15 protein-coding genes are annotated in these 20,227 nt (G+C 32.9%); 6 read left to right on the plus strand and 9 right to left on the minus strand.

What is annotated here, in order from left to right:
* Positions 1 to 25 precede the first annotated feature (25 nt).
* The gene (locus ABD730_RS01950; protein WP_334467599.1) at positions 26 to 1,120 is read right to left on the minus strand and encodes a fatty acid desaturase family protein; all 1,095 of its coding nucleotides are present in this window, start codon (positions 1,118 to 1,120) and stop codon (positions 26 to 28) included.
* Between the two features lie 147 nt (positions 1,121 to 1,267).
* Between ABD730_RS01950 and rsmG the strand changes: the two genes are divergently transcribed.
* Both rsmG and ABD730_RS01960 read left to right on the plus strand, forming a co-directional pair.
* Positions 1,268 to 1,897, plus strand: coding sequence for a 16S rRNA (guanine(527)-N(7))-methyltransferase RsmG (rsmG, locus tag ABD730_RS01955; protein ID WP_344712177.1), 630 nt, complete (start codon positions 1,268 to 1,270; stop codon positions 1,895 to 1,897).
* 153 nt (positions 1,898 to 2,050) lie between these two features.
* Positions 2,051 to 4,621 (plus strand): toxin-antitoxin system YwqK family antitoxin, encoded by a 2,571-nt coding sequence (locus ABD730_RS01960; protein ID WP_344712179.1) that lies wholly within the window; start codon positions 2,051 to 2,053, stop codon positions 4,619 to 4,621.
* A gap of 81 nt (positions 4,622 to 4,702) precedes the next feature.
* Here the strand turns inward: ABD730_RS01960 and ABD730_RS01965 are convergent, their stop codons facing one another.
* The 4 genes from ABD730_RS01965 to ABD730_RS01980 form a co-directional block, all read right to left on the minus strand.
* On the minus strand, positions 4,703 to 5,434 hold the full coding sequence (locus ABD730_RS01965; RefSeq protein ID WP_334467593.1) for a T9SS type A sorting domain-containing protein: 732 nt from the start codon (positions 5,432 to 5,434) through the stop codon (positions 4,703 to 4,705).
* Positions 5,435 to 5,550: 116 nt separating this feature from the next.
* The gene (locus ABD730_RS01970) at positions 5,551 to 7,470 is read right to left on the minus strand and encodes a T9SS-dependent choice-of-anchor J family protein (RefSeq protein WP_344712182.1); all 1,920 of its coding nucleotides are present in this window, start codon (positions 7,468 to 7,470) and stop codon (positions 5,551 to 5,553) included.
* Positions 7,471 to 7,606: 136 nt separating this feature from the next.
* A complete protein-coding gene (locus tag ABD730_RS01975; RefSeq protein ID WP_334467589.1) occupies positions 7,607 to 9,256 on the minus strand; it encodes a DUF6029 family protein in 1,650 nt (549 codons plus the stop codon).
* Positions 9,257 to 9,296: 40 nt separating this feature from the next.
* A complete protein-coding gene (locus ABD730_RS01980) occupies positions 9,297 to 9,782 on the minus strand; it encodes a TlpA family protein disulfide reductase (RefSeq protein ID WP_215928602.1) in 486 nt (161 codons plus the stop codon).
* Between the two features lie 190 nt (positions 9,783 to 9,972).
* On the opposite strand from ABD730_RS01980, the gene ABD730_RS01985 reads away from it, so the two are divergent.
* Positions 9,973 to 11,028: an Omp28-related outer membrane protein gene (locus ABD730_RS01985; RefSeq protein WP_344712186.1), complete on the plus strand. Its 1,056-nt coding sequence runs from the start codon at positions 9,973 to 9,975 to the stop codon at positions 11,026 to 11,028.
* Positions 11,029 to 11,116: 88 nt separating this feature from the next.
* Here the strand turns inward: ABD730_RS01985 and ABD730_RS01990 are convergent, their stop codons facing one another.
* The 4 genes from ABD730_RS01990 to ABD730_RS02005 all read right to left on the minus strand — a co-directional run bounded on the left by ABD730_RS01990 (position 11,117) and on the right by ABD730_RS02005 (position 16,733).
* Positions 11,117 to 12,790, minus strand: a complete 1,674-nt coding sequence (locus tag ABD730_RS01990) for a T9SS type A sorting domain-containing protein (RefSeq protein WP_344712188.1) — start codon at positions 12,788 to 12,790, stop codon at positions 11,117 to 11,119.
* Between the two features lie 232 nt (positions 12,791 to 13,022).
* The gene (gene pruA / locus ABD730_RS01995; protein ID WP_334467583.1) at positions 13,023 to 14,648 is read right to left on the minus strand and encodes an L-glutamate gamma-semialdehyde dehydrogenase; all 1,626 of its coding nucleotides are present in this window, start codon (positions 14,646 to 14,648) and stop codon (positions 13,023 to 13,025) included.
* A gap of 285 nt (positions 14,649 to 14,933) precedes the next feature.
* A complete protein-coding gene (gene apaG / locus ABD730_RS02000) occupies positions 14,934 to 15,320 on the minus strand; it encodes a Co2+/Mg2+ efflux protein ApaG (protein WP_215928609.1) in 387 nt (128 codons plus the stop codon).
* Positions 15,321 to 15,479: 159 nt separating this feature from the next.
* On the minus strand, positions 15,480 to 16,733 hold the full coding sequence (locus ABD730_RS02005; RefSeq protein ID WP_344712190.1) for a type IX secretion system plug protein: 1,254 nt from the start codon (positions 16,731 to 16,733) through the stop codon (positions 15,480 to 15,482).
* 163 nt (positions 16,734 to 16,896) lie between these two features.
* On the opposite strand from ABD730_RS02005, the gene ABD730_RS02010 reads away from it, so the two are divergent.
* From ABD730_RS02010 to ABD730_RS02020, 3 genes are read left to right on the plus strand one after another with little or no spacing between them, the layout of a single operon-like run.
* Complete coding sequence (locus ABD730_RS02010) at positions 16,897 to 18,249, plus strand: Na(+)-translocating NADH-quinone reductase subunit A (RefSeq protein WP_334467578.1); 1,353 nt, start codon at positions 16,897 to 16,899, stop codon at positions 18,247 to 18,249.
* Positions 18,249 to 19,475, plus strand: a complete 1,227-nt coding sequence (locus ABD730_RS02015; RefSeq protein ID WP_215928621.1) for an NADH:ubiquinone reductase (Na(+)-transporting) subunit B — start codon at positions 18,249 to 18,251, stop codon at positions 19,473 to 19,475. Before ABD730_RS02010 ends, ABD730_RS02015 begins: the two co-directional genes overlap by 1 nt.
* A gap of 2 nt (positions 19,476 to 19,477) precedes the next feature.
* Complete coding sequence (locus ABD730_RS02020) at positions 19,478 to 20,224, plus strand: Na(+)-translocating NADH-quinone reductase subunit C (protein ID WP_334467576.1); 747 nt, start codon at positions 19,478 to 19,480, stop codon at positions 20,222 to 20,224.
* The last annotated feature ends 3 nt before the right edge of the window (positions 20,225 to 20,227 follow it).

The following is a 20,227-nucleotide window of genomic DNA, read 5'->3' on the forward strand; positions in this document are numbered from 1 at the left end:
CGTTGTTTTTAATCTGCGAAGTGACTTAAGCCATGCTTGGCTTTTTACCTAATTCTTTTAATTGCTGATAATGCTCCGAAATAGCTGTCCAAATAGAATTGTACTCGTTATAAGGTAAACTAAATTCATGAGCCGTTTCTCTTACTATTTTTGCAATATTTTTGTAATGCACATGGCTAATATTTGAGAATAAATGATGTTCTACTTGTCTGTTTAAGCCACCAGTGTAAAACTCTACAATCCAACTTTTAGGTGAGAAATTAGAGGTAGTGAATAATTGATGAATAGCCCAAGTATTTTTCATATTTCCATCTTGGTCTGGTAAAGGCATTTCTGTATTTGGCATTACATGTGCTAATTGAAAAATAACACTTAGAATAATTCCAGCTGTATAATGCATAATTAGAAATCCAATTAAAACTTGCCACCATGCGTAACCTAAAACTAAAGGTAATACCACCCAAATAGAGTAGTATAATATTTTACCAATAATTAACTTTGTCCATTGTGTTGCAGGATTAGGAAATTCGCCATAAGATAATTTTCTTTTAAGGTATTGGTAGGTTTGTTTAAAATCGGTAGTAATAGCCCAGTTAACTGTTAATAAACCATATAATAAAAAGGCATAATATTTTTGATATTGATGAATTTTTAACCATTTAGAATGTTTAGAAAAACGAATAATTCGTCCTGCATCAATGTCTTCATCGTGCCCTTGAATATTTGTGTAAGTGTGGTGTAAAACGTTGTGTTGTACTTTCCAGTTATAGTCGTTACCAGCTAGTATATGTATGCTGCTTCCCATAAGTTTGTTTACCCATTTTTTACTAGAAAATGAGCCGTGGTTTGCGTCGTGCATAACATTCATGCCTACACCTGCCATTCCAATACCAATAACCATCATGCATATAACCTGTAGCCATGCTGGTAGATCAACTGTCAACAATACGACTAAAGGGCCAAGTAATAAAGCAAACATTATTATTGCTTTTATGTAGAGTTTCCAGTTGCCTGTTTTTTTAATATTATTTTCTTTGAAGTAGTTGTTAACGCGTTTGTTTAGGGTTTTAAAGAACTTAGCAGAGTCTGTTCTAGAGAATTTTACTGTTTGTTGTGCCATTAGAATATAAATTATTTATTGTTATAACGTAAGGGATTTTAATTCATTATAACAATACAAAGATAGTTAATAAATAAAAAGCAACCATTATTGAAGAATGTTAAATTGTAAATCTTAAAAAGAATTACTTTTGCAGAAAGACAACTTATGGAATTGATTCTAAAATATTTCCCCAATTTAACGGAAAACCAAATTCAACAATTTGAAGCTTTAGAGCACTTGTACAAAGAATGGAACAGTAAGATAAACGTAATTTCACGCAAGGATATAGATGAATTGTATCTGAGACATGTGTTACATTCTTTAGGGATTGCAAAGGTCATAAATTTTGCTCCAGGTTCTTCTATTTTAGATGTTGGTACAGGTGGCGGGTTTCCTGGTGTGCCTTTGGCTATTTTATTTCCAGAAAGCCAATTTCATTTGGTAGATAGTATTAATAAAAAATTAAAAGTAATTAATGCTGTTTGCGAAGCAATAGAACTTACCAATGTAAAAACAACGCATAGTAGAGTAGAAGCTATTGATGAACACTTCGATTTTATTGTAAGTAGAGCTGTAACTACAATGCCAGAGTTTACCACTTGGGTTAAGGGTAAAATTGCAAAAAACCAAAAAAATGAATTAAAAAATGGGATCCTATATCTTAAGGGTGGTGATTTAGCGGAAGAATTAAAACAGTACAAAACGGTTAAGGCCTTCTTGTTATCGGACTATTTTAAAGAACCATTTTTTGAAACTAAAAAAGTAATTCATTTACCTTTAAAGTATAAAGTCTAACCAGATTAGTTGTTTTCAGTAATATTAAAACCCCTGAAAACAGTAGGGGTTTAAATCTGTATGTTTCGGAAATTTACAACCTGAAAATAAAAGCGTGTTTACGTTTTTAGAATTTCAGGCTTACCTAATTATTCATTTTAAATTTATACTACAATGATTTTTATAAAAAAGCGCATTAAGACCTACCTAGTGCTGGTTTTTGTCGGAATGTTTTTTCTGCCTTCAAAAATAAATGCACAGCAAGACACTATTTATTACAATATAGCTTGGAAAGAAACGGTAAAAGATAGTGCAGCTTTTTTTCGTCCACCAGTTAAAAAGGAAGGCGGTTTATTTCGGATTAAAGATTACTATGCTTCTGGACAGCTTCAAATGAGTGGCTTGTCTAAAGACTCAGAAAAGTCTATTTGGCATGGAGAAGTCAGTTGGTATAAAGAAAATGGTGAAATTTATCAAATTGCTAATTATGAAAACAATAGATTAGAAGGCGAGTTTGTAACATTTCTAAACCAACAGAAACTAGTGGCAATATACAAGAATGGTTATGTTGTAGAAGGTGCTTTAAATAGAGATCAAGGGAGTTACGGTTATTACATGGAAATTGCGAATGATACCATTAAGGATGTCATTTATGATGGAGATATTAAAGGTGTTCGTTATGAAAATTATAGTGTAGCTAAAGGAGCTCGATTTTTATCTAAATACTATGGTGAAAATGGTAAACTTATAGGTGAGCTTGAAACTCTAGACAATGGTTATACTAAAGGTGTTGAGGTGTTTTATTATTACGAGCCAATGCGAGTGAAACAAATAAGGTACTATCCCTATGAACATTTATTAGGGGAAACCTTTTTTTACGAAAATGGTCAAGTAAGAACACTGTTTGAATTGTCTCCAACATATAAAAGTACATTTTATGCCAAGGATGGAACACAATTAGGAAGCGTAACCTATACTATTAATAACGGTTATCTTAAACCTGAGAATGGTACAGTATATAATTTTTCGTATGGTTATAAGGATACAAAAGCTAATGAGGTAATTTCAGTAAAAACGTATAAGGACGGAAAATTACAGAAAGACGAACAGCGTTATAATGATGGTACAGTTAGAGCCTTAACCACTTATAAAGATGCGGTTAGAGAATTGCAAATCAGTTACAATAAAAAGGGAGAGGAAATTGCTCGTATGGTATATGATAACTATTACCCATTAACAGGTACTGAAATTTCACTAAATAAAGAGGTTACATATCTTGATGGAGAACTTGTTAAAGAGATTCATTTTTATAATGGAACTGATATCGTGTTTAGTGAAAAGACGCAAGACAAAGAAACTTATTACGATAAGCAGGGCAAAATTATGGGTGTTTTAGAAATTGAGTATCAAAATAAATACGCAAAACCTATAAATGGAAAAAGGTATTATGTGGGCTATGATACAGATATTTCTAGTATTGAAACATATGTAAATGGCTTTGTTAAGGAGCGAACAGTGTTTATCTCAAAATTCATGGGAGAAAATGAAAAAGTAGATTTTAAACGAACAGAGTATTTAGAAGATAATGGATATAATAAAATAAGGGAAGTTGTGTATTACAGTAATGGTTCTAGGCAGAGCGATACTGAATTTAAGGGCTATGACAAAGTTCATGGTAAATTTTATAATGATAACAATGAACAGATTGGTACTTATGATTATGTGACTAAAAATGGGACGTTATATGAATTCTTTCCAGAGTCTAATGTTATTCGTCTCATACAAGAAGAAGTTGATGGAAGTATAACAAAGTTAACACGATACGATTATGGACCATATCGAAAATACGGACATATAAACAGAGTTTTAATAGAAGAAATCGATGTTGCGTGTTGTTCAAAATCATATAAAAAAAATGGAGATGTTTTTGCTGAGGCAGTTTATAAAGATGGAAAACCTTGGGAAGGTACTGTGTATGATGCAACACAACGAACCAAAGTCACAATTAAAGCCGGCAAAACAAATGGAGTATATAAGGTATTTGATTATAATCAAGAAGCTGTTTTAGAAGTAGGGCAGGTTGTAAATGATAAAAGAGAGGGTGTTGTTAAAACATATAATTATAGCGGACAATTACAATCTAAAGAGACCTATTTAAATAATAAGTTGCATGGCGAAACTATCTATTATGATAGCGAAGGAAATCAAACTTCAAGTTTAATTTATAAAGATGGTAAGCCTTTCGAGGGAGTCAAAGTAATTGCCTCAGGTTATAACAAAAAACCAACTGAGGAAAGTTATTATAATGGTTTGGTGACTCAGCGTGTTATATATGATGAAAAAGGAAAGCGTGTGTCTCAATACAAAGATGGTAAAGAAGTGCAAACTATAGCTTATCATAAAGATTCAGACAAAAAGCGATTAAGCTATACTGTAGATGGATATTATATCAATGGTGAAGTCATTCGTTATGATATAAATGGAAAAGTAGAACACAAAGCTGTATTTAAAAATAATGAGTTAGAGTCTGGTGTCGTTTATCTCACGTCTCGAGATTTATACGATAAACGTATTGCTTATATTATTTTTAATAAACAACAAGACAAACTAACGGTTACAATGAAGACTAGTGAAGATGAAGTCGTGTTCTTTGCAGAAGAAAGGTTAGAACAGGGGTATACAAGTAAGTATATTAATAAGTTAAATTTATACATTTATAATTTAACACCTGAATCTTTGTATTAGTGGTGTTACCAAAGTGAAAATCATAAAAAAAACCGTCTGAAATATATCTCAAACGGTTTTTTTTATGATTGTAATAGTACGTTATTGCTTAACTATTTTTTTAATGATACTATTGCCTTCTTCGTTAGTAAAACGAATAATGTAAGGCTGTGCAGATAAATCTGAAATATCAATAGTGTTGTCACCAGAAACGATGTTAACTTGTTTAATGTTTTTTCCTAATAAGTCATAAAAATCAGCAGTTAAATTTTCATTAGAGTTTACATTAAGTTCATTCTTCGTATTTGTAGGATAAACATCTAGAGTCGCTAATGAAGATTCGTTAATACTTAAACTTGGGTCAAAATTGTATGTTACGTTTAAAGGTGTTCCAATTGCTGTACCACTAGCATTAAATGCTTGAAATCTAAGCGACCAACTCATAGGCGTTGTTGTTGTAGGTGCATTTTGATTCCAAAAATTATTACCAGCACTATTGGTTGCTCCAGGAGCAATCATAGCTGCTGTATTTGGGTAACCACTATTTAAGGTCACATTATTTAAGCATACACCAGCAAAGCATAACTGAAACAATGAGCCATCGGTTCCTACAAGATTGTCAACAAAAATTCTCATATATATGTTTTCGGTAGAAGTGTTTGTGACTTTAAATTTCCAGTTACAAGGGTCAGAATAACCACAGCCTGCTTCAGAAAAACTGATAGTTTGTCCATCAGTGACAATACTGTCGTCACTTTTGTCTCTAACTTCAAATTGTGCGTTTGCAGAGAATGCGGCTAAAACTAAGCCTAAAAAAAGTAATGTTTTTTTCATAATATTTTGATTTTTAGTATTGAAAATATCTTTTCAAAGATAGGTTTTTTTGTATGTAATAAAAAAGGGAAGTCTTTTTTGAAGAACTTCCCTTAATGTTATAGTAGCATACTGTATTATTTACTTACTACAAATTTTGTACTGTACGAAGCCTTTCCATCATTAATATTCATGATGTAATGTCCAGCGTTTAACTGAGATACTGGTAACTCTATGTTTTGAGTTCCAAATAAACCTTCGTAGTTATTGTTGATAACGGTTCTTCCTAACATATCAGTTACAGTAATGTTGTAATTGCCATTTCCATTTTGGAAAGCAATATTAAGTGTATCTGTTGCAGGATTAGGATACAATTTAATTGAATCTATTCCTGATACTTTTTCAATACTTAATGCTTGCGCTACAGTACTTTGTTTTGCGCTTACAATAGTGCCATCGGTTCCATCAATTAATACTACAACAATATTCATATTGTTAACGTCACTTGTGGCAGGAACAGTATAGTTAAAATCATAGGATACATTTTCACCAGCATTAATAACTGCAGGTACAGAGTTTTCTTGTCCATTAAATCCTCCTAATAATGCTCTACCAACATGGTTGTAAACCATTTGAGTATCAGGAACAGGATCTGCTAAATTTTCATAGCCACCCATTGGTCCTTCTGATCCTCCAGAGTAGTAATTTACTTGGTTGTATCCCCAACCAGTACCACCTGTACCTGTAACACCATCTTCGGTAATGATAACACCTAATCTATAATTAGCAGCACTAAAAGAAGTATAAAATACAGCTTGAGCAGAAATGGTTAAAGTATTCCCAGATTGAATAGCGCTAGATGTTAAATCTACAGGAACAATTTCATTAATCTGAATATCATAACCTTCTTGTAAAGAAGCTTGTCCTGGATCTACACCTACTAATTTTCTATCAAGACCAGAGTTAGGCCATCCAGAACCAATAGTGTTAACTAAGTTAGTGTCATATTCTGCTACCGTCATTGGATCTGCATTATGAACAGCTATTGCAACAACTGTATTTGGATAAGTTGTAGCCATATAATCTAATCCTACAGTACCTCTAGGACACCATCCACACCAAGTACCAGTAGATTCCTCTATAAGTACAGTCTTTGTACCAGATTGAGTCATGGTATTAAATTTAGTGTTTTTTGAATTGACTAAAGGACTAGGGTTGGTAGAATTATTAATTTCTGTTATTGTAACATTAATATCTTTTTCTTCAGCAGTAGGATAGTTAACCATTATTGGGTGGTTTAATGTTGCTGTAGCATTTGCTGCAATGTTTGTATTGATAGTAGAGATATGATCTGTAGTACCATCATTCCAGTTAATTTCTAAAGAAGTAATAGGATTTGTACCTATATTTTTAACATTAACTGATAATTGATTGTCAACAGAAACTAAAGAGTATCTGTTTAAACTTAGAGATTGTAAGAGCACGTCCGTTGGAGTAGGAATGGTTCTAACAGAAACGTCATCAATATTTAATCGGAATTGGTCAGTAGTATTGTGATGTCTAAAAGCTACATATATAGTTTGACCAGCAAAAGAAGATACATCTAAATCTCTCTCAACATACGCTCCTGTAGCTCCAATAATCTCGTTGAAAGTTGTTGTAGATGCGCCTAACGTTGCAATATCTGAAGCTGTTGCTACATAAACTGTATAATTTTCGTTAGCCCAAGCTTGATCTTGTCCATAAGCTTTCCATTGTAATAAAACAGAACCACTTGCTCCTGTTAAATCGATAGCTTTTGAAACCATCCAGTTATCAGGAAATAATGCTTCTCCTAATGGCGGTGTAGGAATCCAAGATGCTGATGTGGCGTGTTCTTCTTGTACTCCGTCATCTAAATCAGCTGAATACCAACCATTGTTGTCTCCATCAGCGTCGGTTAATGTCCAGTTGTCCATATTTCCTGATGAAAAATCATCATAGAAGTAAGTTTGTGCTGTAGTAAATTGCAAGAAAGCAAAACTAAGCAAAGTTAAGAGCGTAATTTTTTTAATCATGTTTTTAAGTATTAGTTAATATTTGAGAATAAAAGAGCTTGAAGATACTTAAATAGCTAATTTTTGCAAAAAATTAACATAAAAAAAACGGTATTTATAAATAAATACCGTCTAAGTACTATTATCTCGGATAAAATTAAAAAGCAACGGTTAAGTTAGCGCTAAGTCCTGTGTTTGAAGGTACAAATCTACATACACCACCAATACATATTAGACCACCACGTTGTCTTCCATAGTTAATGCCTAATCTAGTATTGCCTTTACTGTAACTTCCTCCAACACTATAATAATGTATTTTGTCTACTCCACCGTAATTATAGTTGTCTGCTACATAAAGTGCTAAACGTGTAGAAAAATTATATTCAACAACTCCGGCTGCCCAGTTTTTACGATCGTCTTCGCTCCATAGGTGTTGTACTACAAAACGTGCTGCTTTTCCGTTGTCAAATCGTCTTGTAGCTTCAATAACACCAATATTTGCAAGGATAGATTTTTTTCCAAGTGGACCTCCTTCAACAATAGCTTTGTCTACTATTACATTTTGATAGGTTAAAACAGAACTCCAGTTTTTAGACCATTTCTTTTTAATTTCAAGATTAAAATCTCTGAACAATTGGTGACCTTTGCCAATAAATTTGGCTTTGTACCATCGGTTTTCAATATTATATTCAGCATCTAATCCTCCCCAATAAGAGAAGTTCATCGCTAGCTTTGTTCCGTATTTTCCGCCTAAAGATGTGCCTTTTTTAAAAGAGTAAAATAAATCGAATTGTGTGCCAACTTCTCCAGAGCGTTGGTCAAAAGACTCAATAATTAGTCTTGGCTGCGGATTGTAAACGTATAGATTTGTTAATAAATAATCTTGCTGTTTGGTAAGTCCAGGTACATAGTTTACAACTTGTTGGTTGTAAATATTACCTTCGGCAAAGCGGTCTGAATAAAAGCTAAAGTTTTCTAAACGTCTAAACGTAGCATTTATTCCTAATCCTTTTTTTGCATAGCCTGCGTTAACTTGTAAAGCTGTTCCATCATAAAGTTTGTTGGATGAAATCTGTTCTTCATTTACAATAACATCTGGATCTTTTACAATGGCTTCAACACCAGCATAAAAGTTGTCGATAATAAAATCTAAACGTCCACCATAAGCTCCAACTGTAGTGGGAAGTGCTTCGTTTCCATTAGTATCTTGATACCTGCCAACATAACTAGCGCCTAGTTGTATATCTACAGATTCTATATTTAAAGCTCCGCTTAGACTTAAATCGGCATCTATACCTTGAATAGTACCTGCAGATTCTTCAAAACCATAACGTTGTTTTCCAAAAACAGCTTTAAGGCTTAAATCTTTAGTTGCATTAAATTTTATGTTCAATCCTTTTATAGCATTATTTAGTCCTAATTGTCTGTCTTCCCATGAACGTAATATTAATCCACTACCAAATTGCTCGTAAAAATAGCCTGCGGTAACATCTAAATTTTCGTCTTTATAATTAAAATAATAAGTTGCTATATCGTTTTGATTATCATAGATAGGGCTATAACCAAGTAATCCTGATGGTAAGTACGATTCGTATTGAGCACCAGCAGTAAATTTACCAAGATTGTAATTCATTAAAACGTAATTGTTAGCTCTAAATTGGTCTTCTGGTGCTACAAAATTTAAGCCTTTATCTGTTTGAAGCCATTGTGAATTAGATTCTAATCCACCGTAAAATGAACCATTTTCTTGAGCATTTATAAGGTAGAGATTTGACAATAGTGTAACTAGAATAACTATTTTTTTCATTATAATATGGTTGTTAGCGGTAAGTTAGTCTTGGGTTTTATTATTTAGAAAATTCTTTAATTTTTTCGTACAGTTCTAGTTCTGCACCAGGACTGTAGCCAGAATGTTTATAAACAATCTTATTGTCTTTAACTAAAATTGTAAGCGGAATACTTGAAGCATTTAGTGCACGCTTTAAATCATTATTCGTATCTAGTAAAACGGTGTAATCCCAACCTTTACCATTTACCATTGATTTTACACGCTTTACAGTTCTACTATCATCTACTGATACAGCTAGAAGTTCTACATTGGTTTCTTCTTGCCATTCGTCGTAGATATCATTAATGGCATCCAATTCTTTTAAGCAAGGTACACACCAGGTTGCCCAAAGGGAAATAATGGTAATGCCATCTTTATTAGTGGCATCTTTTAACACTATGGTTTTACCGTCAATAGAGGTTAAGTCTACACTAGGAAGGTCGTTTTGAGCCATAGCGTTTAGACTAAATAGGCTTAAGCAAAAAATAAAAATTAGTTTTTTCATGTATTTATAATTTGTCGTTTTTAACTAGTACATGCTGTTTGTTATAATATATCCCAGAAGGAGGTAATATATTTAACAAGCTTGTATAGTAATAATTTTGAAATTGTGTTTCACAATATTAGTTAAATTATTTTCAAATGTAGTGATGTACTAAAAATTAATTATTTTAGCAAAAAACAATATAATTGCTATGATTTCAAAAAAAATGCCAAAGTTCTTTTTATTACTAATTGTTTTAGTAAGTGTCGCATGTAGTAAAACGGAAGATAATGTACCTTTAAACACTCCAACCACTCAAATTGTTGTAGATAAGTTGGTGCGTAAAGCGTCATTAATTAATCAAGAGATTCCTTTTACAATTACAAGTGATTCTGAGGCGGGAGAAATTACCGACTTGGTGTTTTATGTAAATGGGGAGCCTATTGAAGGGACGTCATTCTCTTCTGATACCATAGGAGATTTTGAAGTGTATGCTGTTTATATGCAGGATGGAGTAGAAGTTACTACTAATACAGAAACATTTAGTGTTATCATACCCAAAAGAAAAGTTGTTGTAGAAGATTACACTGGTACATGGTGTGGCTTTTGTCCGAGAGTTGCGGGTGCAATTTATTCATTAAGTGAAGAAACAAATGATATTACGGTTGTTGCTATACATGAAACAAATAACAATTTTCCTGAACCAATGCATTTTGGACAAATACAACTGTTAAAAGATGCTTTTGGTGTCGATGGTTTACCTGCAGCGAGATTAAATAGAACTGAAGATTGGGCAACACCACACCCAAATAGTGCTGTTACTAGTATGGCTGGTTTAGATACTAATTTAGCAATAGCAATAAACTCTGAGGTTGAAGAAGGCGAGTTACAAGTTCAAGTCAATGTGGTTTATGAGGAAGGCTCAGTTCAAGGAGATAAATTAGTAGTTTATTTGCTAGAAGATGGTATTATAAGTGATCAATTTAATTATTATAATGATGATGCTACAAGTCCTTTTTATAATATGGGAGATATAATCCCAGATTTTGAACATAACGAGGTCTTAAGAAACTCTTTATCCAGTCTTTTGGGAGATGCAATTCCTGTAACAGCTGAATTAACTGAGCATATTTGGTCAAATACAATGACGCTTCCTTCAAATTATGTTGTGGAAAATTTGAGTATTGTTGCTATGGTTGTTGGTGCTGATAACACGGCTAAAAATTCACAGCATGCACATGTTGGAGAAGATAAGTCTTATGAATAATTTCTTTTGCTGAATTTCTATAAGAAAAAACCTGAACACTAATTTTAGCGTTCAGGTTTTTTTTTATTTATACCTAGTATTTAGGGTACTATTTATTTACTATAAATTTTGTAGTAAATATTGAATTGTTTTCGCCAATTATATTGAGAATATAAAATCCAGAAGCTATATCTAAAGGTATTATTGTGCTGTTATCTAATTTTAAATTGGAGTTGTATACAGTCTTTCCTGTTAAATCTGTTATACTAATATTTGCATTAGTACTGCTGTTGGACTTTAATATTAATTCATTTTTTACTGGATTTTTCTCTAATTGAAAAGCAAACAATTCATGGTTAGAAATGTGTAATGGCGGATTTAATATTTCTTCTAAAGCAAAATTTACATTTTCTTGTGTTAGTAAAACATGAGGTTCGCTTTCTTCTGGTAAATATATGTTTGCAAATGGCGACGTTGTTAAGTCTATTGTGGCATGCCAATCAATTTCGTTATTAGGAAATTCTAAAGCTAATGCACTAACTGAAGGAACAAAATTAAACTTATCAATATTAAGTGCGTTTATAAAGTCGCCTCCAATTCCTCCATCAGATCCTAAGGTTCCTGTTATTCCGCCTAAATCAAATAAGCCTCCTGGTGCAGCATCAATACCATCCGAATATGAAAACGCTTCGCTTTCTGCAACAGAATCATCAATTTCAATACTAAATAATTGGATGGAAATACTACTTGCCGTATTTGTAATTCCCGCAGCAGGAGTGAAGTTTATACCTATAATAATATCTGCTGTAAATGTGCCAATAGGCATAGCTATACTTGTGTTTATTACGGAGTAATCATTTGTAACAGTTGGCCCAGAATTCCCTATTGCAAAGTAAGGGGTATTATTACCACTACCATTAATTATAGAAACATTACGAACATCTTCAGGAAATCCAGAAGGAGTTAATGCATTAATTGAAGTTTCAAATATGTCTCTAAACGGGTGAGCCGTTGGTAATTTTAATGCAGGATCAAAGGTTACTAAATCTGTTCCTAATAAATGGGCATCTAAGTGGTCTGTTAGTAATTGTTTGGCTGCAGCCGATTTTAATAAGCCGTTAATTAGCGGTTGTACTTCTGTAGCCGCATTAGTGTTGTTAAAGGCTAAAAAGTTTAATTGGTGCTGTAAGCCAATTGGTACATTTGCTCCATGGTGAGGAGAATCAAAAGAAATGTAAAGTCTTGTATCTGCATTTAGTGAATTTGCCTCCATGTAGTTTAAGGCATAACGTGAAATTATACCTCCCATACTTGGTCCAATAATGACATTTTGATCAGGATTGTTGGCTGCTTTGTCGGTATTAATCATATCTATTAATTCAACCAAAACCATGGCATTACGTTCCATAAAATCAGCTCCTCCATCAATAATTTCGTTATCAGCAGTTCTTGTGTAAGTTGGGAAATTTAGAACTATGACATCAAAACCTTCAGCTCTAACTAAATCTGCTAAATTTTGGGTTCCGGATGTTCCAATAAAGTCTAATGAATTATATAAATCAGTAATGCCTCTTGTGTCTCCTGGGTCAAAACCATCAACAAGAAAAATGGGTTTGTCTAAAATATTATCTGCACTTAAGAATATTTCATATTCACCTTCGCCAGGATAGTTTGTGGTTTCTCCATAAGCAGATAAATTTGGAGTTATACTAGATGTAATTGTGTTTTGTGCTGTTAGAAAAAAAGGTAAAAAGAGCAAGATAAAAAGGTGATTTTTTTTCATGGCTTTAGAGTTATTGTTCCTCAATGTTTAAAAGCTAATCTTACATTTAGTGTTTTTGTGCTCATAAAGTTTTGAGGGTGCTTATGGTATGTTCTAATTAATTGTGTTTGTACAAGATACAAAGTTTAGCTAGGATTCAAGGTTTTTTTTAATCAACTTTCTATAAGACATAAAAAAATCCCTAAAAGCAAAAGCGCTTTTAAGGATTTAGTATTTAAAAGATTGTAAAGCCTTAGCCTAAGAAAGGATATTTGTAATCTACAGGAGTTACAAAAGTTTCTTTTATTAATCTTGGAGACACCCAACGCATTAAGTTTTGTGCGCTACCAGCTTTATCGTTTGTTCCAGATGCTCTTGCGCCACCAAATGGTTGTTGACCAACAACTGCTCCAGTTGGCTTGTCATTAATATAGAAGTTACCAGCTGCATTTTGTAAGGCTTTTGTAGCTTCTTCTATAGCATAACGACAGGTTGCTAAAATAGCCCCAGTTAAGGCGTATTCGCTAGTTTCATCAACTAATTTTAAGGTTTCAGTAAATTGATCTTCTTCATATACGTAAATGGTTATTATTGGGCCAAATAACTCAGTACACATCGTGTCGTATTTTGGGTTAGTGGTAACAATAACCGTAGGTTCTATAAAATAACCTTTAGATTTGTCATATCCTCCACCTACTATTATTTCTGCATCACTAGCAGATTTTGCTTCGTCAATGTATCTTGCTAATTTATCAAAAGAACCTTCGTTAATTACAGCAGTTACAAAATTACTCATGTCTTCAGGAGAACCTTGTTTAAAAGATTTAACGTCTTCTATTACAAACTTCTTAACATCGTCCCATAAATTATTAGGAATGTATGCTCTAGATGCTGCACTACATTTTTGACCTTGAAATTCAAAAGCACCACGAGAAATTGCAGTAGCTACTTGCTTTGCAACAGCAGTTTTGTGAGCTACAATAAAATCTTTACCACCAGTTTCTCCAACAATTCTTGGGTACGTTTTATAGTTTGCAATATTGTTACCGATTTGTTTCCAAAGGTTTTGAAATACTGGAGTAGAGCCTGTGTAATGTAAACCAGAGAAATCTGGACTAGCCATAACGGTATCTGTAATCATTCCTGGATTACCAAAAACGACATTGATAACACCAGCAGGAACACCAGCTTCCTTAAAGACGTCCATAATTACTTTTGCAGAATATATTTGGTTGTTACTTGGTTTCCAAACGACAACATTGCCCATTAAAGCCATACATGCTGGTAAATTACCTGCAATAGCTGTAAAGTTAAATGGAGTTACAGCATAGGTAAAACCTTCAAGAGGTCTGTATTCTACTCTGTTCCAAGCATCGCTTGTGCTTTCTGGTTGTTCCATATAAATGTCAGTCATAAACTGAACATTAAAACGTAAGAAGTCAATCAGCTCACATGCAGCATCAATTTCTGCTTGATGAATGGTTTTAGATTGTGCAATCATAGTTGCAGCATTAATTTTAGCTCTATAAGGACCAGCGATTAATTCTGCAGCTTTTAAGAAAATACCAGCACGTTGTTCCCATGGTAATTGAGACCATGATTTACGTGCTTCTAAGGCTGTTGAAATAGCTTCTTCAACATGTTGTTTTTCTGCTAAATGATATTCGCCTACGATATGTTGATGATCGTGTGGAGGAGACATTGTTCTGGTATTCCCAGTTTTAACGTCTTTTCCATTTATGTACATAGGAACTTCAACCTTTGAGTTATACATAGATTTGTAAGCTTCAGCAACAGCTTTGCGTTCTGCTGAACCAGGTGCGTAAGCCATAACAGGTTCGTTAACTGCTACAGGTACATTAAAGAATCCTTTTCCCATAATATATTTTGTTTTTTTAGTTTGAATTTTTAAAGTGCAAAGGTACAATTTTTATAAGAAATTATTTCGTTGAAACGTTATAGTTGTGTGAAGCTTAGAATTATACTTTCAAAGGGTTAGCTTAAAAAAAATAGCAATATTGTCTTGTGTAAAAACGTAGCGCAAATTGTATTGCGCAATGTGAGACGTGCTGATTCTTAGGTAGCTATAGTTAATAAGCTTTAATCTGAAGCTAAATTAAGGCACTATAAATGTTTAGTAGTGCTTTTGTTTTAAGAGAGGAGTCTAGTTAAGGGCAAATGGAGCACTTAATTTAAAAGAAGGAATATAAACTTTAAACTTATTTGCTTTTGTAAAATTGACCATATTATAATGACCTTGCATGGCGCCAAAGGGTGAGGTTAAAAGGCATCCAGAGTTATATGTGTGGGATTCACCAGGTTTTAGAACGGGTTTTTTTCCAATGACTCCTTCGCCTTCTATAATCTCTTCATTATTTAAAGCATCTAAGATTGACCAATGTCTAGAGTTTAATTGAACAGAATCTTTGCTTTGATTTTCAATAGTTACTTTATAGCCAAATGCAAAGTGCACTTTATAGTTTTTATAAAAAGTGCCTTCAAAATTGGTTTCTACAGAAATTTTAATCCCGCTTGTAACTTGTTGTACCATGTGTATTTAATAATTATTCTATGCTAAAATAACATAATTTTTGAATGAAGCATTATAATTCGGTTGAGTGGTTGTAATTTTTAACAGTTCTATAATATTAACTTGATTCAAATTAGGAAACATCAAATATGACTTAGTATTTTTTGTTTTATGCTATTTTTAATTTGTAATATCTACTGAGCTAGCTTCGCCAAAGCCTATTAGTCTATCGTAACGGGCTCCAAGATCTTTATAGTAAACAAGGACTTTATAATTGTTTTCGGTTTCCCAAAAATTTCCACTAATAGCACCTTCGTCTAATTCTCCAGTTTCTTTATCTACAGCTACAAATTTGTAATTATAAAAACCTTGTTTTAGCAATAATGTAGCTTCGTAGCGTTTGCTTTCAGAATTGTATAGCATTTGAGTTAATGGTTCTATGGTGAAATAATTGAAATTCCCATAAATATGTATGTTTTTATCTTTTAATTCTTCGTGTAATAATGAAAAATGAATCATAACATAATCTGCTTCAACATCAGGGTTATCTCTATCTATAACTGTGACTTGAAAGTTTCCATTAATATCAGGATTGTAGGTGTATGGTCTGTTTTTTCTAGAGATATTAGTATATAAATAGTTGTGATAAATATCTTCTAAGTCTATATATTGAATGCCAACGTTTGCAGCTCTAACATCTTTATTTTCAAAAAATAAATATTCATTTCCACCAAAGAATGCAGATTCGGTGTCGTAGCGATAAATAAGTTCGTTACCTAGTGTGTATTGTGGCTTTAAATCTGAAATGGCTGTATTAAGGTTGTTATTCTGAATGACTAATGTTTTAACGGTTTCTAAAGGGTTATTTAAATTTAGACCATTAGTGGTGATAACCATGTCTACAGATTGTTTTTCGGCAATAACTTTTACGTCTCTAGAACGTTTGACTTTTACGCCAACATTGGCTATACTTTCATAAACCATAAATTTTCTGCTGAACATTAATTCATCGTAATCATCATAGATTGAAATCATATAATTACCACTTTTTAATAACGCACGTGTCTGTGAGTTTGGTATTGCTAAGTTGTAATGAGAGTATATCTGATAGGTGTTAAATGAGTTTTCGTAACTTAAAATCCTTTGGTTGTCTAATCCTCTTAGATATTCTGACTTTACTAATCCAGAAGGAGTCCAGTCAAAATTAAAATGCTCTATAACGTAGTAAAAGTCTTCTTCGTCTCCGGTTAAAGCATCAAATTCTAGTAATAGAGATTCACCGAGTTTTAAAACGGGCAATTGGCCTTGTGTGGTGTTACTTTTAAAAGTAATGGTCTTTATAAAATCAGGTGGATTGAGTTCTTTAGCTACTTGAGAGAGTAGGATTGTAGGAAATAGTATAAGTACAAAAAGGTTAAGAATGTGTTTTTTCATTTTATTTGAAATCTGAGCGTATAAAGATAATCAAAATCTATACCTTAAATCGTATATGTTATTTATAATGATTACAAATAAAAAAGTTGCTTCAAATTGCTCCATAATTAAGCATTAATTCGTAAATTTGCACGGATTTTTAGATAACTAATCTTTAAGAGATATGTCAAAAGACATCAAAATAAAAAAAGGCTTGGACATAAAGCTTATCGGTGAAGCCGAGAAAGCAACAGAAAATGCTATTATTAGTAATTTCTACTCCATTAGACCTGAAGACTTCCATAGTATTATTCCAAAATTAATAGCAAAAGAAGGCACACGTGTAAAAGCTGGTGAGACTTTGTTTTATAATAAGGATGAAGAAGCTATGAAATTCGTTTCACCTGTGTCTGGTGAGATTACAGAGGTACAACGTGGACCAAGACGTCGTATAGACGCTATTAAAATTACAGCAGACAAAGAGCAAACTTATGTTGATCATGGTAAATTTGATCTAGCTTCTGATGCTGAAAAAACTAAAGCTCATTTGTTAGCTTCAGGTTGCTGGGCTTTTATAAAACAACGTCCTTATGATGTTGTTGCAAAAGCAGATAGCACACCAAAAGCTATTTTTATTTCTGGCTATGCAAGTGCACCTTTGGCAGCAGATTTAGATTATACTTTAACAGGGAAAGAGGCTGAATTACAAGCTGCTGTTACTGCATTATCTAAGCTAACAGAGGGGAGTGTTCATATTTCAGTAGGTAAAAATTCAAATTCACCTTTAGCAAATTTACAAAACGTTGTAGTTCATAAAGTTTCTGGGCCGCATCCATCAGGTAATGTAGGTACTTTAATTAATAAGGTAGATCCTATTAATAAAGGAGAAACGGTTTGGACAGTTAATGCGCAAGACTTAGTAATAATAGGAGAACTATTATTAACAGGTAAGTTTAATGCAGAGCGTATTGTTGCTTTAGCAGGTTCTTCAGTTAAAAAACCAAGATATTTTAGAACTAAAATAGGTTCTGAAATTGCGACTATGGTTTATGATAATGGTGTTGAAAGAGATAGTAACGACCGTATAATTTCTGGAAATGTATTAACTGGTAAACAAGTAATGCCAGATGGTAATTTAGATTATTATAGTAATGTAATTACTGTGATACCTGAAGGGAATGATTACGAGTTATTTGGATGGAATAAGCCCGTTTTTAATAAAATTTCTACATCAAGAGCGTTAACTTTTTCGTGGTTAAACCCTAAGAAAAAATACGATTTAAATACCAATACAAACGGTGAGCATAGAGCATTTGTTGTAACAGGATCATACGAAGAAGTATTTCCTTTAGACATTTACCCAATGCAGATTTTAAAGGCTTGTATGTATCAAGATTTAGATGAAATGGAAGCTTTAGGAATGTACGAAGTTGCCCCTGAAGATTTTGCCTTAACAGAATTTGTGTGTGTGTCAAAACAACCACACCAAAAAATTATAAGAGAAGGATTAGACTTAATGCTAAAAGAGATAGGATAATGGGTTTAAAACAAAATTTACATAATTTTAGAGAGAAGAATAAAGATAAAAAATGGTTGCCAGCATTTTCGGCAATACATACATTCTTATTCTTGCCTAATGAGACCACTCATAACGGAACTCATATTAAAGCAGCCGATGATTTAAAAAGAACAATGAACACTGTTATTATGGCAATGGTTCCTTGTTTAATATTTGGTATGTTTAATGCTGGATACCAGCATTACTTAGCTTTTGGGGAAATTCAACAAGCAACAGGTGGTTTTTTAAGTTCAGAGTTTTGGACTTTAGATAACTTCTTAGTTGGTTTTTGGAAAGTAATTCCATTAGTAATTGTTTCTTACGTGGTAGGTTTAGCAATAGAGATTTTATTCGCTATTAAAAATAATCACGAAGTTGAAGAAGGGTATTTGGTTACGGGTATGTTAGTCCCATTAATTGTACCAATTGATACTCCTCTTTGGATGTTAGCTGTAGCAGTTGCCTTTGGTGTTGTTATAGGTAAAGAAGTTTTTGGTGGAACAGGAATGAATATTCTGAATCCTGCATTAACCATTCGTGCATTCTTATTCTTCGCATATCCAACATGGATGTCAGGAGATAAAGTATGGGTACACGGAGCTGTAGAACAAGATCAATTAATTGCAGCTGGACAAAATGTAGATGCTATTTCTGGTGAAACAATCTTAGGTAGTTTAGCACAAGGAAAATCTGTCGCTTATGATGTCATGGACATGTTTTACGGATTAATACCTGGTTCAGTAGGTGAAACATCGACACTATTAATATTATTAGGTGCATTATTCTTAATCTTTACTAAAATTGGAAGTTGGAGAATTATGTTATCATCTGTAATAGGTGCATTAGTAATGGGTTTAATCTTCAACGGAGTTGTAAGCTCAGGTTGGATTACAGAGTCTAGTAAATTCTACGGCTTAATGAGTACAGAATTTTGGCATCACTTACTTATTGGTGGTTTTGCTTTTGGTACTGTATTTATGGCAACCGATCCTGTTACGGCATCACAAACAACAAAAGGAAAATGGATATATGGTTTCTTAGTAGGATTTATTTCTATTATGATACGTGTATTCAACCCAGCATATCCAGAAGGTGTTATGTTAGCAATTCTATTAATGAATGTGTTTGCACCAACAATTGACCACTATGTGGTTCAAGGAAATGTAAAGAAAAGAATGAAACGTTTAAAAGCTAAAGTTGCATAACGATGGAAAATAGAACAGATAAAAATTCATATACTATAATTTTTGCCATAGCAATGGTATTAGTGGTAGGTTCTTTATTAGCATTTACAGCAGCTTCTTTAAAACCTACAATCGCAGAAAATGAACGTATGGAAAAGCAGCAGAATATTCTGTATGCTATGGGAGTTAATGATAATGATGAAGGTAGTGCTAATTTTATTTCAACAGATAAAGTTGCTGGTGAGTTTTCAAAATACATTAAAAAACAATTAGTAATTGAAAATGGAATTGCATCAGAAAATGACCAAGCGTATTTAATTGATGTAAAAAAGGAACAAACCAAAGCAAAATCTGGTGAGGCAAGAAGGTTACCTTTATTTATAGGCGAAAAGGATGGTAAAACATTTTATATCGCACCAATAAGAGGTAAAGGACTTTGGGATGCTATTTGGGCTTATGTCGCAATGGATGAAAACATGGTTGTTCAAGGAGCTTATTTTGATCATAAAGGTGAAACACCTGGTTTAGGAGCAAATATTAAGCAACGTTTCTTTATGGATGACTTTATTGGAGAACATTTATTAGATGCTTCAGGTAATTTTAAAGGAATTACAGTCGCAAAAGGTAATGCCGATCCTAAAAATTTAGATAAAACAGATAACGAGGTTGATGCTATTGCAGGTGCTACAATTACTGGTGATGGTGTTACAGCAATGATCAAAAAAGATTTGAAGCTTTACTGGCCTTATTTTAAAACTTTAAAAAAATAATTT

Origin of the sequence: Winogradskyella damuponensis (assembly GCF_039538385.1) — a bacterium.
GTDB classification, from domain to species: domain Bacteria; phylum Bacteroidota; class Bacteroidia; order Flavobacteriales; family Flavobacteriaceae; genus Winogradskyella; species Winogradskyella damuponensis.

What these genes read in the sequence shown, in the direction of transcription:
- ABD730_RS01950 (WP_334467599.1), bottom strand. Translation starts at nt 1,120, where the DNA reads ATGGCACAACAAACAGTAAAATTCTCTAGAACAGACTCTGCTAAGTTC.
- rsmG (WP_344712177.1), top strand. Translation starts at nt 1,268, where the DNA reads ATGGAATTGATTCTAAAATATTTCCCCAATTTAACGGAAAACCAAATT.
- ABD730_RS01960 (WP_344712179.1), top strand. Translation starts at nt 2,051, where the DNA reads ATGATTTTTATAAAAAAGCGCATTAAGACCTACCTAGTGCTGGTTTTT.
- ABD730_RS01965 (WP_334467593.1), bottom strand. Translation starts at nt 5,434, where the DNA reads ATGAAAAAAACATTACTTTTTTTAGGCTTAGTTTTAGCCGCATTCTCT.
- ABD730_RS01970 (WP_344712182.1), bottom strand. Translation starts at nt 7,470, where the DNA reads ATGATTAAAAAAATTACGCTCTTAACTTTGCTTAGTTTTGCTTTCTTG.
- ABD730_RS01975 (WP_334467589.1), bottom strand. Translation starts at nt 9,256, where the DNA reads ATGAAAAAAATAGTTATTCTAGTTACACTATTGTCAAATCTCTACCTT.
- ABD730_RS01980 (WP_215928602.1), bottom strand. Translation starts at nt 9,782, where the DNA reads ATGAAAAAACTAATTTTTATTTTTTGCTTAAGCCTATTTAGTCTAAAC.
- ABD730_RS01985 (WP_344712186.1), top strand. Translation starts at nt 9,973, where the DNA reads ATGATTTCAAAAAAAATGCCAAAGTTCTTTTTATTACTAATTGTTTTA.
- ABD730_RS01990 (WP_344712188.1), bottom strand. Translation starts at nt 12,790, where the DNA reads ATGAAAAAAAATCACCTTTTTATCTTGCTCTTTTTACCTTTTTTTCTA.
- pruA (WP_334467583.1), bottom strand. Translation starts at nt 14,648, where the DNA reads ATGGGAAAAGGATTCTTTAATGTACCTGTAGCAGTTAACGAACCTGTT.
- apaG (WP_215928609.1), bottom strand. Translation starts at nt 15,320, where the DNA reads ATGGTACAACAAGTTACAAGCGGGATTAAAATTTCTGTAGAAACCAAT.
- ABD730_RS02005 (WP_344712190.1), bottom strand. Translation starts at nt 16,733, where the DNA reads ATGAAAAAACACATTCTTAACCTTTTTGTACTTATACTATTTCCTACA.
- ABD730_RS02010 (WP_334467578.1), top strand. Translation starts at nt 16,897, where the DNA reads ATGTCAAAAGACATCAAAATAAAAAAAGGCTTGGACATAAAGCTTATC.
- ABD730_RS02015 (WP_215928621.1), top strand. Translation starts at nt 18,249, where the DNA reads ATGGGTTTAAAACAAAATTTACATAATTTTAGAGAGAAGAATAAAGAT.
- ABD730_RS02020 (WP_334467576.1), top strand. Translation starts at nt 19,478, where the DNA reads ATGGAAAATAGAACAGATAAAAATTCATATACTATAATTTTTGCCATA.